The sequence below is a fragment of the Nocardioides islandensis genome, assembly GCF_015352455.1.
In the GTDB taxonomy this organism is placed as follows: Bacteria; Actinomycetota; Actinomycetes; order Propionibacteriales; family Nocardioidaceae; genus Nocardioides; species Nocardioides islandensis.
In genome coordinates this window covers 150,979-165,455 of sequence record NZ_JADKPN010000009.1, presented here as the reverse complement: position 1 = coordinate 165,455, position 14,477 = coordinate 150,979, and the positions used below count along the sequence as shown (strand labels likewise).

The following is a 14,477-nucleotide window of genomic DNA, read 5'->3' as shown; positions in this document are numbered from 1 at the left end:
GCGCGCTGCCTTCCTAGGCTGTCGGCAACGTAGGAGGAGTCATGGCCGCGAACCGGGAGCCACGGGACGCGTCCGACGGGACGTCAGGGCGTGTCGTGGTCGGTGTGCACGGCTCGAGATCGAGCCTGCTGGCCCTGCGGCACGCTGCCGACGTGGCACGTGATCGTGGCTGGGACCTGGACATCGTCACGGCCTGGCCCGACGTCGACGAACCCTTGATCCACGACGTGCCCGGCCGCTACATCGCCGCGCGCGGGCGCGCGCTGGACCGCCAGTGGGAGGCGGTGGCGTCCCTGGACCCGGTCCTGGCGCCCCGCGTGCAGACGTTCCTGGTCAACGCCAGACCGGCGCAAGCGCTGATCGGGCGGTGTGGGGATGCCGACCTGCTGGTCGTGGGTGCAGGCGACCCGGAGTCGCAGCTGCACCGACCGAGCGTCGCAGCCGAGTGCGTCGCATCCGCGCCGTGCGCCGTGACGGTCGTGCCGGATCCGGACGCCGACCCCGTCGCCGGGTCACCGGCACGGACGCCCCCAGAACATCGGCGCCACCGCCGGCCCCGTGGCTCGAAGGCGGGCACAGCGTCGAGTGCCTGAGGGCCGGCCACTGGCTGCCGGGGACGGCGAAACGTCCCGCGGCCGGGTGACCTAGGGCTCTGTGGGCCGGCTGCTCACCGCGCTGTGCTGAGGGGGAGCCCACTGGAGAGGCGAGCCCATGACCACACCTGGAAGCCGCCCGGTCGTCGTCGCCGTCGATGGGACGCCCGGCAGCGCGGGAGCGCTCGAGTACGCCGTGGACGAGGCGCTCCGAGACGGGAACCGCCTGCACCTGGTGCACGTGTGGCCCGGCTCCCCGCCGCAGGACCTGGTCCCCGTGGTCGCGTGCGGCGAGCTCCAGGCCGCCGGGCGCGCTGTGCTCGACGAGTCGAGCGCGTCCGCACGCCGGATGGCTCCGGGGCTCGAGATCACCACCGACCTGGTCGTCGGCCCACGCTCCGAAGGGATCCTGAGGGCGTCGCGGTCGGGGCGGCTCCTGGTGGTGGGCCGGTCAGCCCGTCATCGCTTCGACCTCCCGTTCGGGAGCACCCCGGCCGCTGTGGCTGCGCGTGCCGCGTGTCCGGTCGTGGTCGTGCCGTCGTCGTGGGGCGCGGTCTCGACCGCACGTCGCGTCGTGGTGGGCATGAAGTCCCGCAGGCACGCACTCGAGCTGCTGTCCCATGCCTTCCACATCGCCCAGGAGCGCGGCGCCGAGATCCTGGTGATCACGTCGTGGGAGCTGTACGACCCCTCGATGGACCGGCGCGAGGTCGCCCAGCGTGCGGCCGAGTGGGAGGCCGAGGGCACCGCGGTGCTCGAGAGCCTGGTCGAGGAGTGGCGTGCGCGCTTCCCCGGCGTCCCCGTCGAGCTCCGCGTCGCCCACGGACGCCCCGCCCACGTGCTGGAGGTCGCGTCGGCCGGCGCCGACCTCCTCCTCGTCGGCCGCCACCAGCGCGCCGTGCCGCCGTACGGGCGCCTCGGAGCGACCGCGCACACCGTGCTGCGGACGAGCCGGTGCCCTGTCGAGGTCGTGCCCGCCGGCGTCGTCGCCGTCGCGCCGGCGCCCGCCACCTCGGCGTCCCGTGCGAGCTGACGTTGGTCCCGGGCCACCGGGTCTCGCGCCCCTCCCGTCACCCCGCACCTCGCGATGTGCTGGCAGTGCACACACCGAGCACCGGCGCGGCGTCGCGCCGGGCCGACCGCCAGGAGGACGTCATGGAGCTGACCACGACCCGATGGGACGTACAGGTGTTCCTGAGTGAGAAGGACGGGACCACGCACGCCGAGGCACGGTTGTCCAGCAGCCGGCGCGAGCACCTCTCCGGGACCGGCACGGCGAGGCTCTCGCCCGAGGACCACGTCGACGTCGCCGAGATCGGCTACGAGCTGGCCACGGCCCGGGCCCTGATGGACCTGGGCGAGCGCCTCCGGCACGTTGCCCAAGCGGACATCGAGGCCCTGGCCCAGTACTGACCGACGCGGTCCCGGACCGACCCGGGACCGGTCCGAACCGGAGGAGATGGCGCCGTGATGCCCCGAGCGATCCGCGCCGACGCCCCGGACGACATGGAGGTCGGCGGTCTCACCTCGGCCGAGGCCGACGGGATCCTGGTGAGGCACGGGCCCAACCGGCTCCCCGCTGCCCACCGACCGCACCTCGTCGCGAGGGTCGCCGGCCAGCTCCGGGACCCCATGATCATGATGCTGTGCGCCGCGTGGGTGGTGGTGCTCGCGATCGGGGACCGCCAGGACGCCACCATCATCGCGGCCGTGGTCGTCCTGAACACCGTCATCGGCGTCGTGCAGGAGGTCCGCGCGCAACGCGCCGTCGACGCACTGACGCAACTGGCCTCGCCGCACGCGCACGTGCGTCGCGACGGCGTCGTGGTCGTCATCCCAGCAGCGGACGTCGTGCCCGGCGACCTGGTCCGTCTCGAGGCGGGCGACGTGGTACCGGCAGACCTGCGCCTCTCGGACTCGTCGGCACTCCAGGTGGACGAGTCGGCGATGACCGGCGAGTCGGTGCCGACGGACCGCGCGGCGGGCGACGAGGTGCTGGCCGGCACGGTGGTGAGCCGCGGACGTGGGTGGGGGACCGTCGTCAGGACCGGCCCGGACAGCGGCCTCGGGCGCATCGCCGCACTGGTGGCCTCGTCGCCGCCCCGGCCCACGCCCCTGCAGCGCAGGCTGTCGATCCTGTCGCGTCAGCTCGTCGTCGTGACGGCGGCGCTGTGTCTGGTCGTGATGGCGCTCAGCATCCTGCGAGGGGAGTCGTACGTCGACGCGGCGGTCCTCGCCGTCAGCCTGGGGGTCGCGGCGATCCCGGAGTCCCTGCCCGCCGTGGTCACCGTGGCCCTGGCGCTGGGGGCGCACCGCATGGCCGGCCGCTCCGCCGTCGTACGGTCCCTGCCCGCCGTCGAGACGCTCGGCTCGGTCTCCGTGCTGGCCGCGGACAAGACAGGCACGCTGACACGCGGTGTCCTGGTGGCCCGGCGCCTGTGGACCCCGGACGGTCCCTGTGACGTCTCGGGGGACGGCCACGACGTCTACGGGGAGGTGGTCGGCTCGGAGTCGGCCGAGGCCGGGGCGCTGCGGCTCCTGCGGGACGCCGCACTCTGCAATGACGCCACGCTCGGGGTGCGCGACGGCGACGCGTGGCGCGCCGTCGGGGATCCCTTCGACGTCGCACTCCTGGTGGCCGCCGCGAAGCAGGGCATCACGACCGACCTGCTGGCGCGGCGCTGGACCCGACTCGAGGGAGTCCCGTTCGACGAGGCGAACCGGTCCATGCGCACGGTCCACCGGGACCGGGACGGGCACCGTCTGGAGGTGCTCAAGGGTGCCCCCGAGGCCGTGCTCGCCATGCTCGCTCCGGGTCCGGACGTCGAGGCGGCGCGGGTCGAGGCGGACACGCTGGCCGCGCAGGGGTACCGCGTCCTGGCCGTCGCCGAGAACCGCACGTGGGTCGGCCTGGTGGGCGTGGTGGACCCGCCACACCCCGACGCGCGCGAGGTGGTGGAGGAGTGCCGAGGTGCGGGCGTGCGCCTGCTCATGATCACCGGCGATCATCCGGGCACGGCCCGCGCGATCGGTGACGCCGTCGGCATCCTCCGCGACGGGGGCGAGGTCGCGGACGGCGACGCCGTCGCCGCCGGTGCACACGCGGGGCACGTGGAGTCGATCGATGTCTACGCCCGGACCCGCCCGGAGCAGAAGGTCGGCATCGTGGACGCCTGGCAGGCCACGGGCGCCGTCGTCGCGATGACCGGCGACGGCGTGAACGACGCCCCGGCCCTCAGGCGCGCCGACATCGGGGTGGCCATGGGTGGCCGCGGGACCGAGGTGGCCCGCCAGGCCGCGGACCTGGTGCTCGTCGACGACAACCTCAAGACGCTCCTCGTCGCGATCGGCGAGGGCCGCCGCATCCACGCCAACATCCGCACCTTCCTCCGCTACGGCCTGGCCGGCGGCCTGGCGGAGATGGTCGTGATCCTGGTCGGGCCGCTGCTCGGCATGCCGCTGCCGTTGACCCCCGCGATGATCCTGTGGGTCAACATGGTCACGCACGGGGTGCCTGGTGTTGCCTTCGGAGCAGAGCCGCTCGATCCCGCGCTCATGCATCACCCGTCGCCCCCTCCCTCGCGCTCGATCCTCGATCGCGTCCTTGCGACGCAGATCGTCACAGCTGGGTTGATGACCGCCGCGGTCTCGCTCACGGCCGGCTGGCTGGCCTACCGCTCAGGAGGACCGCTCCAGACGGTCGTCTTCCTGACGCTGGGTCTGGGACAGCTCGGCGTCGCGCTGGCGCTCCGGGCGCCGCGCGGCAAGGGCTCCTGGCGCGACCGCGGCCTGGAGCTCTCGGTGCTCGCCGCCGGCGCGTGCCAGGTCGCCGGAGTCCTGGTTCCGGGTCTGCGCGACCTGCTCGGCACCGAAGCCCTGGCGAGCCGCGACCTCGTGGTCCTCCTGGCGGCAGCCGGCGTCCCCGGCCTGTTCGTGGCGACGGGTCGGGTCCTCGCGCGTCGTCGGGACCATGGTCGGGAGCCGGCGCGATGAGCCCACCGTCCACCACCGTCGAGAACCGGCGCGCGAGCCTCCTCTGGTGGTCCGGCCTCGAGCTGACCGCGGCCGTCGTGGCCGTGGCACTCGACCTGCTCGTCCCCGCGTTCGTGATCGTGGCCGTGTCGGCGGTCTCGCTGGCTCTCCGCCGGCAACGTCCCGACTCGTTGGGCTTCCACCGCCTGCCGGCCCCGGTCCGTACGGCGGGCACCGTCGCCCTTCTCGTCCTCGCCTGGTCGGTCGCCCAGGTGGGGCTCGTCATGCCCGTGCTCGAACGGGTGACGGGGGAGACCCAGGACTTCGGCCTCTTCGCCGACCTCGAGGGTGACGTCGGCCTGCTCCTGGTGTTGCTGGCGGCCTCGTGGACGCTCGGGGCGCTGGTCGAGGAGACGGCCTTCCGGGGGCTCGTCGTGACGCGGCTGACCGAGGTGCTCGGCGGGGGTGCTCCGGCCACCTGGATCGCCGTGCTCGGCGCCGCCCTGCTGTTCGCGGCGATCCACACCGAGCAGGGCGTGGTCGGCCTCGCGGTGACCTTCCTCGACGGCCTGTTCTTCGGCTGGCTGAGGTTCCACTACCGCAGCCTGTGGGCGGCCGTGCTCGCGCACGGGTTCTCGAACACGCTCGGTCTGCTCGTGTTCTTCACCTGGGGCACCGTCGGCGGCCTCTGGTGACGGGTGCCAGGGCCGTCACGTGCCCGTCGGTGGCCGCGCTCAGCTCGCGGAGGGCCAGGACTGCGCGGCCAGGCGGTCGGTGAGCATGCGGCGGACCGCCTGCTCGCACACCTCGAGCCGGATCGCGTCGGGAAGGCGGCTCCGCGTCCCGAGTGACCGCTCGGCGCGGAAGACCATGGCGAGCACCTGCCCCGGTGGAAGGGCACCGGCGTACTCGAGGGTCAGGCGCTCGGCCAGATCGCGCACGCCGGCGCGGGTGTGGGCGGTCATCGCATCTCCTTCGGTGATGGGCCGAGGCTGCCAAGACGGGCCGGGCCCCGACCAGGGGAAAGGTCCCGAACCGCCCGACGGGACCTTGGTCCATGCCCACGTGGGTCCTCCCGCCCTGCCGGACCCTCGTTCGCGCACCCAGGGTGGAGATGGAGCGTGCGTCACCGATGGCGCCCGCAGGAAGAGGAGGCTCCACGATGATCAGGATCGGCATCAACGGGCTCGGACGGGTCGGCCGGACGCTGCTGCGCCAGGCAGTGCTCAGCGACGACATCCAGGTCGTCGGCGTCAACGACGTGGCGGACATCCGGATGCTGCGGACGTTGCTCCGCCGCGACAGCACGTTCGGGCCCTTCCCGGGCGAGATCGAGATCGGCGACGACGCGCTGGTCATCGGCGGCCACAAGATCCCCGTCTTCCGGGTCTCGAGCCCGGCGGAGCTGCCGTGGGGCGAGCTCGCCGTCGACGTCGCCGTCGAGTGCACGGGCAAGTTCCGCACGGGCGACACCGCGGGCGGCCACCTCGAGGCCGGCGCCCGCAAGGTCGTCATCTCGGCGCCCGGCAAGGACGTGGACGCCACCTTCGTGATGGGCGTCAACGACCACGACTACCAGCCCGCCCACCACGACGTCGTCTCCAACGCCTCGTGCACGACCAACTGTGTCGCGCCGATGGTCAAGGTGCTCCACGACGCCTTCGGCGTGCAGCACGGCTTCATGAGCACCGTCCACGCCTACACCGGGGACCAGAACCTGCTCGACGCGCCCCACAAGGACGCCCGGCGGGCCCGGTCGGCGGCGGTGAACATCGTCCCGACGACCACAGGCGCGGCGAAGGCGGTCGGCGAGGTCCTCCCGGAGCTGGCAGGTCGCCTCGACGGTGTCGCCCTGCGGGTGCCGGTCGTCGACGGCTCGCTCGTCGACCTGGCGGTGCTGCTCGACCGCGAGGTGACGGTCGCCGAGGTCAACGCGGCCTTCGAGGCTGCGGCGGCCACTCCCGAGCTGCGCGACCGGCTGCGCTACGAGGACGAGCCGTTCGTCTCGGTCGACGTGATCGGTGACTCGGCCTCGTGCGTGTTCGACTCCTCGCTGACGCAGACCGCGGGCAGCTTCGTGAAGGTCTTCGGCTGGTACGACAACGAGTGGGGGTACACCGCGCGGCTGCTCGAGCTGACCCGCCTGGTGGGCTCGCACGCGGCGACTCCCTCCGGGCCATGAAGCTGGACGTGCGCATCCACGGCCGTGGCGGCCAAGGCGTCGTCACGGCGGCGGAGCTGCTGTCGGTGGCCGCGTTCGACCAGGGCCTCCACGCACAGGCGTTGCCGAGCTTCGGGTCGGAGCGCACCGGCGCCCCGGTGACGGCCAGCTGCCGCATCTCGGACCGGCCGATCCGCTCGCACGACCCTGTCAGCCACCCCGACCTCGTCATGGTGCAGGACCTGACGCTGCTGCGCGACCCCGCCGTCCTCGCCGGGCTGCCCGACGACGGCACGGTGCTCGTCAACACCCGTCGCGACCTGGCCGACCTGGCGCGCGGCGGCCTGGTCATGGGGCCCGCCCAGCACTGGGTGACCGTCCCGGCGAACGACTTGTCCCGAGAGCTCCTGGGGCGGCCGCTCCCGAACACGGCGCTCATCGGGGCCGTCGTGGGGATCACCGGGCTGCTGGAGCCGGAGGCCGTGGCGGGCTCGATCCGCCGACGGTTCGCCGGCCTCGGGGAGCACGTCGCCGACGCCAACGTGCGGCTGGCCGAGCTGGCCTACGACCTCGTCGCGACGCAGACGCGGGGGAGTGGGACCCATGCGTAGGCAGCTCGAGGGCTCGCTCGCGGTCGCCGACACGGTGGCCCGGTGCCGGCCTCGCGTCGTCGCGGCGTACCCCATCTCGCCGCAGACCCACATCGTGGAGGCTCTCTCCGAGCTGGTCGCCTCGGGCGGGCTGGCCCCGTGCGAGTACCTGACCGTCGAGTCCGAGTTCGGCGCGCTCTCGGCGTGCATCGGTGCCTCCGCCGCCGGGGCCCGGACCTACACGGCCACGGCGAGCCAGGGCCTGCTCTTCATGGCCGAGGCGCTGCCCAACGCGTCCGGCCTGGGCCTGCCGATGGTGATGACGGTGGCCAACCGGGCGCTCGGCGCGCCGATCAACATCTGGAACGACCACTCCGACGCACTCTCCCAGCGCGACGCGGGGTGGTTGATGCTCTTCGCGTCCTCGAACCAGGAGGCCGTGGACCTGCACGTGCAGGCGTTCGCCCTGTCCGAGCGGACCTCCCTGCCGGTGATGGTGTGCATGGACGGGTTCGTGCTGACCCACGCGGTGGAAGAGGTCGACGTGCCCGAGCAGGAGCAGGTCGACGCCTTCCTCCCGGACTTCCACCCGCGGCAGTCGCTCGACCCCGACCACCCGGTCACGATCGGTGCGATGGTGGGGCCGGAGGCCTTCACCGAGGTGAAGTACCTGATGGCACACCGGCAGCTACGCGCTCTCGACGAGGTCAGCGCGGTGGCCCAGGAGTTCGAGTCGGCCTTCGGCCGGACGTCCGGTGGCCTCCTGCAGCCCTACCGGACCGACGGCGCCGAGCTGGTCGTGGTCGCCCTCGGCTCGGTGCTCGGCTCGCTCGCCGACGTGGTCGACGAGCTGCGTGACGAGGGGCTCGCGGTCGGCGCTCTGGGCATCTGCTGCTACCGCCCGTGGCCGTTCGACGAGGTCCGCGACGCTCTTCGCGGCGTGACGGACGTGGTCGTCGTGAACCGGGCCGTCGCCGTCGGGTCGGGCAGCATCCTCGGCCAGGACGTGCGGCTCTCGGCTCCGCGCGGGACAGCGGTCCACGACGTCGTGCTCGGGCTCGGAGGCCGCCCGGTCACGCGCGACGTGCTCCGACGTCTGGTGCTCGACGTCGTCACCGGACGGGTCGGCAGCGACTCCCTCACGTTCTTCGACCTCGACCACGACCGTGCCGCCGCCGAGCTGGCCCGGGAGCTGGCCGACACCGTCCCCGCGAACGGGGGAGGGTCATGACCACCACGCCGCTCAGGCTCTACCAGGTCGGCACCTTCGCGGCCGGCAACCGGCTGCTCGACCCCAGCGAGCGGACGGTGCAGTCGTCGGCGGACCGGGCGAGCTCCATCACCTCCGGGCACCGGGCGTGCCGGGGCTGCGGGGAGGCCCTGGCCGCCCGGGTGGTGATGGACGCGGCCATGCGGGCCACCGGTGGCCGTCTGGTCACCGTGAACGCGACCGGCTGCCTCGAGGTCTTCTCCACGCCCTTCCCCGAGTCCGCGTGGCAGGTCCCCTGGCTGCACTCCCTGTTCGGCAACGCCGCGGCCGTGGCCTCCGGGGTGGCGGCCGCCATGCGGGCCACCGGCCGCGACGACGTACGCGTGCTGGCGCAGGCCGGTGACGGCGGCACCGTCGACATCGGCCTCGGCTGCCTGTCGGGCATGTTCGAGCGCAACGACGACGTGCTCTTCGTCTGCTACGACAACCAGGGCTACATGAACACCGGCGTGCAGCGGTCCGGGGCCACGCCGGCCGGGGCCAGCACCGCCAACACCCGGCCCGTCGGATCGGGCATCGGCAACGCGTTCGGGACCGGCAAGAACCTGCCGCGCATCGCCATGGCGCACGAGATCCCGTACGTCGCCACGGCCACGATCGCGGACCTGCACGACCTCGAGGCCAAGGTCACCTCCGCCATGTCGCGTCGCGGAGCCCGGTACCTCCACGTGCTCGTGCCCTGCCCGCTCGGCTGGGGCTCGGACGCCAGTGACACCGTGCGGGTGGCCCGGCTGGCGACCCAGAGCGGGCTCTTCCCCGTCTTCGAGGCCGAGCACGGCACCGTCACGCAGGTGACGCCGATCCGCCGCCGGGTGCCCGTCGAGGAGTACCTGCGTCTCCAGACGCGGTTCCGCCACCTGTTCACCGAACCGGGACGACCCGACGTGGTGGCCGCGCTCCAGGCCCAGGCCGACCGCGACATCGCCCGGTACGGGCTCGACCCCGAGGAGGAGTCATGAACCTGCCGTTCGCCGTCACGCTGGGCCCGGGCTCCAGCCGCGCCGACCACACCGGTGCCTGGCGCACCGAACGCGCCGTCTACGTGCAGCGGACGGCCCCGTGCGGCAACGCCTGTCCGGCCGGGGAGGACGTGCGGAGCTGGCTGTACGACGCCGAGAGCGGCGGCGCCGGCTACGAGGCCGCCTGGCGGCGCATCATGGAGACCAACCCGTTCCCGGCCGTCTGCGGTCGGGTGTGCTACCACCCGTGCGAGACGGCCTGCAACCGCGGCCACCTCGACGAGGCGGTCGGCATCAACTCCGTCGAGCGGTTCCTGGGCGACGAGGCGCTGGCCCAGGGATGGCGGGTCGAGGCCACGGCTGCCCCCACCGGCCGCCGGGTGCTGGTCGTGGGCTCCGGACCGGCCGGCCTGTCGGCGGCGTACCACCTCGCCCGTCGCGGCCACGCGGTCACCGTCCGCGAGTCGGCACCCGTGGCGGGCGGGATGATGCGCTACGGGATCCCTCGCTACCGGCTGCCTCGTGAGGTGCTGGACGCCGAGATCCGCCGGCTGCTGGCCCTCGGCATCCAGCTGGAGGTCGACACACCCGTGACCGACCTCGACGCCGTGATGGAAGCCGAGGGCTGGGATGCCGCCTTCCTCGCCGTCGGCGCGCAGCTCGGGCACCGCACGTACCTGCCGGCGGCCTCGGCCGCGCGCATCCTGGACGCGGTCTCGCTGCTCCACGGGCTGGAGGAGGGCGAACGCCCGCTGCTCGGCCGGCGCGTGGCGGTGTACGGCGGGGGCAACACGGCCGTCGACGCGGCGCGGACCGCTCGACGGCTCGGGGCCTCCGACGCCGTGGTCGTCTACCGCCGGACCCGCGAGCGGATGCCGGCGCACGCCGAGGAGGTCGCGGACGCCGAGGCGGAGGGGGTCGTCTTCCACTGGCTCTCGACCATCGAGCGGGTCGAGCCCGAAGGCCTGGTGATCGAGCGGATGGAGCTGGACGAGGACGGCTTCCCTCGACTCACCGGCCGCACCGAGAGACTGGCCGCCGACAGCGTCGTGCTGGCGCTCGGCCAGGACACCGACCTCTCGTTCCTGGGCGAGGCCTCGGCCCTCCGGGTCTCCGACGGTACGATCGACACCGACCGGGCGTTCGCCACGACCCGCCCCGGTGTCTTCGCCGGCGGCGACGTGGTGGCGGGAGAGCGGTCGGTCACCATCGCGATCGGTCACGGTCGCCGAGCCGCGGAGAGCATCGACGACTGGCTGGCCGGACGCCCGCCCGCACCTGAGGCGGACGTCGACCTCGCGCCGTACGAGGCCTTGAACACCTGGTACTTCCAAGACGCCGACCGCGCCCACCGCGAGCGTCTCGAGCTGGCGCGGCGCAGCTCGACCTTCGACGAGGTCGTGCACGGCCTCGACCGCGAGACGGCGCTGTACGAGGCACGCCGCTGCCTGTCGTGCGGGAGCTGCTTCTCCTGCGACAACTGCTACGCCATGTGCCCCGACGATGCCGTGATCAAGCTCGGGCCGCCGGGCGAGTACGTCATCGACCTCGACTACTGCAAGGGCTGCGGCCTCTGCGTGCAGGAGTGCCCGGCCGGCGCCATCGTGATGGTCCCCGAGGAGACCTGAGCCGTCCGGTCCCGGTCCGGCCGCGTGAGCGATCCAGGCCATTGGTCCCGGTGCGAGGACCCCTTGGGCCCTGCTCCTCAGGTCCGTGGGCGACGAGGCTGGTGGGAGACCTCGAGAAGGGAGCAGGACATGCACACCCAGTCGACAGGCGCCGTCGTGGTCGGCGTCGCGGAGTCGGTCTTCACGGGCTGGGCCCTGCCCTGGGCCGCCCAGCAGGCCCAGCTGGAGGGACGTCGCCTTGTCCTCGTCAACGCCTCGGGCCCGGTGTCCGGCGCCTGGCGGGAGTACGGCATGGACCCCGTGCCCAGCTCCTCCGCCATGCTGCGCGAGCACGGCGAGCAGCTGCTGGCCCGCGCCCGCGCGGTCGTCGAGAAGGACGCGCCGGACGTGCCGGTGGACGAGCTCTTCGAGGTCGTCGACCCCAGCGCGCTGCTCATCCAGTGCTCCTCGACCGCCCATCTGCTGGTGCTCGGCTCGCGCGGGCGAGGCCCCGTGCGCAGCCACCTCCTCGGCTCGGTCGGCCTCGCCGTGGTGCGCCACGCCGCATGCCCCGTCGTCGTGCACCGCCCCGGTGACCACCCGGGGCTCCTCCACCGCGGGGTGATCGTCGCCGCCGACGCCACTGAGGAGTCGGAGCCCGTCCTGGCCTTCGCCTTCCGCGAGGCGAGGCTGCTCGGCCTGCCGCTCACCGTCGTCCACTACGTGTACGACGTGCGGTCGGCCCTGGTGGGCGCCCCGATGTCCGGGACCCTGAGCGAGGACACCGAGGAGCACGAGCGGGCGCTCGCGGGGTCGCTGGAAGGCTTCCGCAAGGACTACCCCGACGTGCAGCTCACCGTCGAGACGCTCCCCGGCCTCCTGCCCGAGCAGGGTCTGGCCCAGCTCGGTCGCGAGGCCGACCTCACGGTCGTGGGGACGCACCACCGAGGCTTCCTGGGCCGGTGGCTGGCCGGCTCGGTCTCCGAGTCGGTGCTCGAGCACGTTCCCGGTGCGGTGGCGGTGGTGCCCATCCGGTCGTCACGGACGCCATGACCCAGGCCGTCACCCTCCCGAGGACGGGTACGAGCACGCGCCCGGGGACGTCCGCGTTCGGGTGGTCGCTGGTGGCTCTCGCCGGGCTCCTCGCACTGAACACCGTGCTGGGCCCGCTGCTCCTCGGCGTCGTGGAGTACCCCATCTCGGAGTCGATGCTGAACCAGCTGCTCGGCCTTGAGCTGGTGACGTCGGTGCTGGTCGTCCCCTGGACGGCGGTCGCAGGCTTGTTGGCCCTCCGCCACGACGCGCGGGCCCCCCTGCTGGCCCTCGGGCCCACCGGCTACACCGCCTACATGTTCGTCCAGTACGTCGTCGGCCCCGAGTACGGCGAGTACTCCTGGGTGGTCCTGTTCCACGTGGCGCTCGTGGCCCTCTCCGGCGGGCTGGCGCTCAGCGCGTGGGCGCGAGCCCTGCGTGGTCCGGTGCCGCCGCTCACCGGCCGACAGCGACGCCGGAACGCACTCGTGCTGTCGGGACTCGCGGCGTTCGTCGTCCTGCGGTACCTCCCGGCCTTCGCCGGAGCCCTGACCGGTGGGCCGATCGCGGCGGAGTTCCGAGACGCCCGCACGTTCTTCTGGTCGATCGTGCTCCTGGACCTCGGGGCGGTCGTCCCGATCACCGCGGCCGCGGCCGTGGCTCTGCTCCGCGACACCGGCGCAGGTCATCGAGCCCTGTACGGCGTGGTGGGCTGGTTCGCGCTGGTCCCTCCCTCGGTGGCCGCCATGGCCGCGGTGATGCTGGCCCGCAACGACCCGCACGCGTCGGTGCCGACGCTGCTCCTGCTCGCGGCGGCCACGCTGGCGTTCTGGGCTGTCGCGATGAGCGTCCTCGGTCGTCTGGTCGGACGCGGGGAGCGCGTGGGTGCTGGTCCCGAGTGACGCAGCCAGGTATCCGAGGTCCCGCCGGACCAGGGCCGAAGGTCCCTGTCCCTGTCCGTGGGGCTCCGCTGGACTGTGGTAGGCCGAACGAACACCTTGGAAGGGATCCCATGTCCACGACCCCCCGCGGGACCTCGACATCGCAGGAGACCGAGAACCGCTCGCCCGCCCTGATGCTGGCCCTCGCCACCATCGGCTTCGCGGTCAACTTCTGGGCGTGGGCGCTGATCAGTCCGCTCGGGCCGCTGTTCCGCGACAAGGGGACGTTGGGGACCCTCAGCGAGTCCGATGTCGCCCTGATGGTCGCCGTTCCCGTCCTGGTCGGCTCGCTCGGACGCATCCTCGTCGGGGCGCTGACCGATCGCTTCGGCGGTCGCATCATGTTCCCGCTCGTCTCGGCGGCGACGATCGTGCCCATCCTGTTCCTGGCGTTCGTCGCGCTGGACTCCTACGCGCTGATCCTGGTCGGGGGCTTCTTCCTGGGGATCGGCGGAACGGCGTTCGCCGTGGGCGTCCCGTTCGTCAACGCCTGGTTCCCGCCCGAGCGGCGCGGGCTGGCCGTCGGCATCTTCGGAGCCGGCATGGGCGGCACCGCGATCAGCGCCCTCACGACCGTCAAGCTCTTCACCAACGTCGGGGAGAAGGCGCCGTTCCTGATCACCGCGGCGGCGCTCGCCGTGTACGTGGTGGTGTCGTCCCTCATGCTGCGCGACGCTCCGGGACGCGTCGTCCCGACGACGAGCCTGGCCACCCGCCTGGTGGCGAACGCGCGTCTGCCGATCACGTGGCAGGCCTGCATCCTGTACGCCGTCGCGTTCGGCGGGTACGTCGCCTTCTCCGTCTACCTCCCCGCCTACCTGAAGACCGAGTACGGCCTGAGCCCGACGGGAGCCGCGAACCGGATGGCCGGGTTCGTTGTGGTCGCCGTGGTCATGAGGCCGGTGGGCGGCTGGCTGTCGGACCGGTTGGGCCCGATCCCGGTGCTCGCCGCCGGCTACGGCGTCGTCGTGCTCGACGCCGCCCTCGACGCCGCCGTCGCGGCCGGCCGCCCCCCCGTCGACACCCTGGGAGCGGCAGCCTTCTTGTCCATGGCCGCGGCCCTGGGCTGCGGCAGTGGCGCCACCTTCGCCCTGATCGCGAGGGTGACCGACCCGGCCCGCGTCGGAGGAGTCACCGGCCTGGTGGGCGCAGCCGGCGGCTTCGGCGGCTTCGTGCCGCCCCTGCTCATGGGCTACATCTACGGACGCACCGACTCCTACGCGCTCGGCCTCTGGCTGCTGTCGGTCACCGCGGCCTTGGCCCTGGCGCTGACGCTGACCATCGTCCGGAGCACCGAGCGAACGCGCGGCGACGCAGCACTTCAACCAGGGTGATCGTCTGGGTAACGTCCG

Annotated in this window: 14 protein-coding genes; 13 read left to right on the top strand and 1 reads right to left on the bottom strand. The window is 73.1% G+C overall.

Annotated elements, in window-relative coordinates; translation table 11 throughout:
* Positions 1-41 precede the first annotated feature (41 nt).
* The 5 genes from ISU07_RS15305 (at position 42) to ISU07_RS15285 (ending at position 5,260) form a co-directional block, all read left to right on the top strand.
* Positions 42-593, top strand: a complete 552-nt coding sequence (locus ISU07_RS15305; RefSeq protein ID WP_194707683.1) for a universal stress protein — start codon at positions 42-44, stop codon at positions 591-593.
* 118 nt (positions 594-711) lie between these two features.
* Positions 712-1,626: a universal stress protein gene (locus tag ISU07_RS15300; protein ID WP_194707682.1), complete on the top strand. Its 915-nt coding sequence runs from the start codon at positions 712-714 to the stop codon at positions 1,624-1,626.
* Between the two features lie 65 nt (positions 1,627-1,691).
* Positions 1,692-2,006, top strand: coding sequence for a dsRBD fold-containing protein (locus ISU07_RS15295; RefSeq protein ID WP_323742635.1), 315 nt, complete (start codon positions 1,692-1,694; stop codon positions 2,004-2,006).
* A gap of 57 nt (positions 2,007-2,063) precedes the next feature.
* Positions 2,064-4,586: a cation-translocating P-type ATPase gene (locus ISU07_RS15290; RefSeq protein ID WP_228522003.1), complete on the top strand. Its 2,523-nt coding sequence runs from the start codon at positions 2,064-2,066 to the stop codon at positions 4,584-4,586.
* Positions 4,583-5,260: a CPBP family intramembrane glutamic endopeptidase gene (locus tag ISU07_RS15285; protein ID WP_194707681.1), complete on the top strand. Its 678-nt coding sequence runs from the start codon at positions 4,583-4,585 to the stop codon at positions 5,258-5,260. The genes ISU07_RS15290 and ISU07_RS15285 overlap by 4 nt, the downstream gene beginning before the upstream one ends.
* A gap of 39 nt (positions 5,261-5,299) precedes the next feature.
* Here ISU07_RS15285 and ISU07_RS15280 read toward each other — a convergent pair whose 3' ends face one another.
* A complete protein-coding gene (locus tag ISU07_RS15280) occupies positions 5,300-5,530 on the bottom strand; it encodes a hypothetical protein (protein ID WP_194707680.1) in 231 nt (76 codons plus the stop codon).
* A gap of 197 nt (positions 5,531-5,727) precedes the next feature.
* On the opposite strand from ISU07_RS15280, the gene gap reads away from it, so the two are divergent.
* From gap to ISU07_RS15240, 8 genes are all read left to right on the top strand, one after another.
* Entirely contained in the window at positions 5,728-6,747 is a 1,020-nt protein-coding gene (gap, locus tag ISU07_RS15275; protein ID WP_194707679.1) for a type I glyceraldehyde-3-phosphate dehydrogenase, read from the top strand.
* A complete protein-coding gene (locus tag ISU07_RS15270; RefSeq protein ID WP_194707678.1) occupies positions 6,744-7,337 on the top strand; it encodes a 2-oxoacid:acceptor oxidoreductase family protein in 594 nt (197 codons plus the stop codon). The genes gap and ISU07_RS15270 overlap by 4 nt, the downstream gene beginning before the upstream one ends.
* Positions 7,330-8,547: a pyruvate ferredoxin oxidoreductase gene (gene porA, locus ISU07_RS15265; RefSeq protein WP_194707677.1), complete on the top strand. Its 1,218-nt coding sequence runs from the start codon at positions 7,330-7,332 to the stop codon at positions 8,545-8,547. The genes ISU07_RS15270 and porA overlap by 8 nt, the downstream gene beginning before the upstream one ends.
* Positions 8,544-9,545 (top strand): thiamine pyrophosphate-dependent enzyme, encoded by a 1,002-nt coding sequence (locus tag ISU07_RS15260; protein ID WP_194707676.1) that lies wholly within the window; start codon positions 8,544-8,546, stop codon positions 9,543-9,545. Before porA ends, ISU07_RS15260 begins: the two co-directional genes overlap by 4 nt.
* Positions 9,542-11,173, top strand: coding sequence for an NAD(P)-binding protein (locus ISU07_RS15255; RefSeq protein WP_194707675.1), 1,632 nt, complete (start codon positions 9,542-9,544; stop codon positions 11,171-11,173). Before ISU07_RS15260 ends, ISU07_RS15255 begins: the two co-directional genes overlap by 4 nt.
* A 129-nt stretch (positions 11,174-11,302) precedes the next feature.
* Complete coding sequence (locus tag ISU07_RS15250; protein ID WP_194707674.1) at positions 11,303-12,205, top strand: universal stress protein; 903 nt, start codon at positions 11,303-11,305, stop codon at positions 12,203-12,205.
* Positions 12,202-13,086: a hypothetical protein gene (locus ISU07_RS15245; RefSeq protein WP_194707673.1), complete on the top strand. Its 885-nt coding sequence runs from the start codon at positions 12,202-12,204 to the stop codon at positions 13,084-13,086. The genes ISU07_RS15250 and ISU07_RS15245 overlap by 4 nt, the downstream gene beginning before the upstream one ends.
* A 110-nt stretch (positions 13,087-13,196) precedes the next feature.
* Positions 13,197-14,459, top strand: coding sequence for an MFS transporter (locus tag ISU07_RS15240; protein WP_228521973.1), 1,263 nt, complete (start codon positions 13,197-13,199; stop codon positions 14,457-14,459).
* Positions 14,460-14,477 lie beyond the last annotated feature (18 nt).

Bases quoted from the DNA above. Each gene is read 5' to 3' on its own strand.
- ISU07_RS15305 (WP_194707683.1), top strand. From the start codon at position 42: ATGGCCGCGAACCGGGAGCCACGGGACGCGTCCGACGGGACGTCAGGG.
- ISU07_RS15300 (WP_194707682.1), top strand. From the start codon at position 712: ATGACCACACCTGGAAGCCGCCCGGTCGTCGTCGCCGTCGATGGGACG.
- ISU07_RS15290 (WP_228522003.1), top strand. From the start codon at position 2,064: ATGCCCCGAGCGATCCGCGCCGACGCCCCGGACGACATGGAGGTCGGC.
- ISU07_RS15285 (WP_194707681.1), top strand. From the start codon at position 4,583: ATGAGCCCACCGTCCACCACCGTCGAGAACCGGCGCGCGAGCCTCCTC.
- ISU07_RS15280 (WP_194707680.1), bottom strand. From the start codon at position 5,530: ATGACCGCCCACACCCGCGCCGGCGTGCGCGATCTGGCCGAGCGCCTG.
- gap (WP_194707679.1), top strand. From the start codon at position 5,728: ATGATCAGGATCGGCATCAACGGGCTCGGACGGGTCGGCCGGACGCTG.
- ISU07_RS15270 (WP_194707678.1), top strand. From the start codon at position 6,744: ATGAAGCTGGACGTGCGCATCCACGGCCGTGGCGGCCAAGGCGTCGTC.
- porA (WP_194707677.1), top strand. From the start codon at position 7,330: ATGCGTAGGCAGCTCGAGGGCTCGCTCGCGGTCGCCGACACGGTGGCC.
- ISU07_RS15260 (WP_194707676.1), top strand. From the start codon at position 8,544: ATGACCACCACGCCGCTCAGGCTCTACCAGGTCGGCACCTTCGCGGCC.
- ISU07_RS15255 (WP_194707675.1), top strand. From the start codon at position 9,542: ATGAACCTGCCGTTCGCCGTCACGCTGGGCCCGGGCTCCAGCCGCGCC.
- ISU07_RS15250 (WP_194707674.1), top strand. From the start codon at position 11,303: ATGCACACCCAGTCGACAGGCGCCGTCGTGGTCGGCGTCGCGGAGTCG.
- ISU07_RS15245 (WP_194707673.1), top strand. From the start codon at position 12,202: ATGACCCAGGCCGTCACCCTCCCGAGGACGGGTACGAGCACGCGCCCG.
- ISU07_RS15240 (WP_228521973.1), top strand. From the start codon at position 13,197: ATGTCCACGACCCCCCGCGGGACCTCGACATCGCAGGAGACCGAGAAC.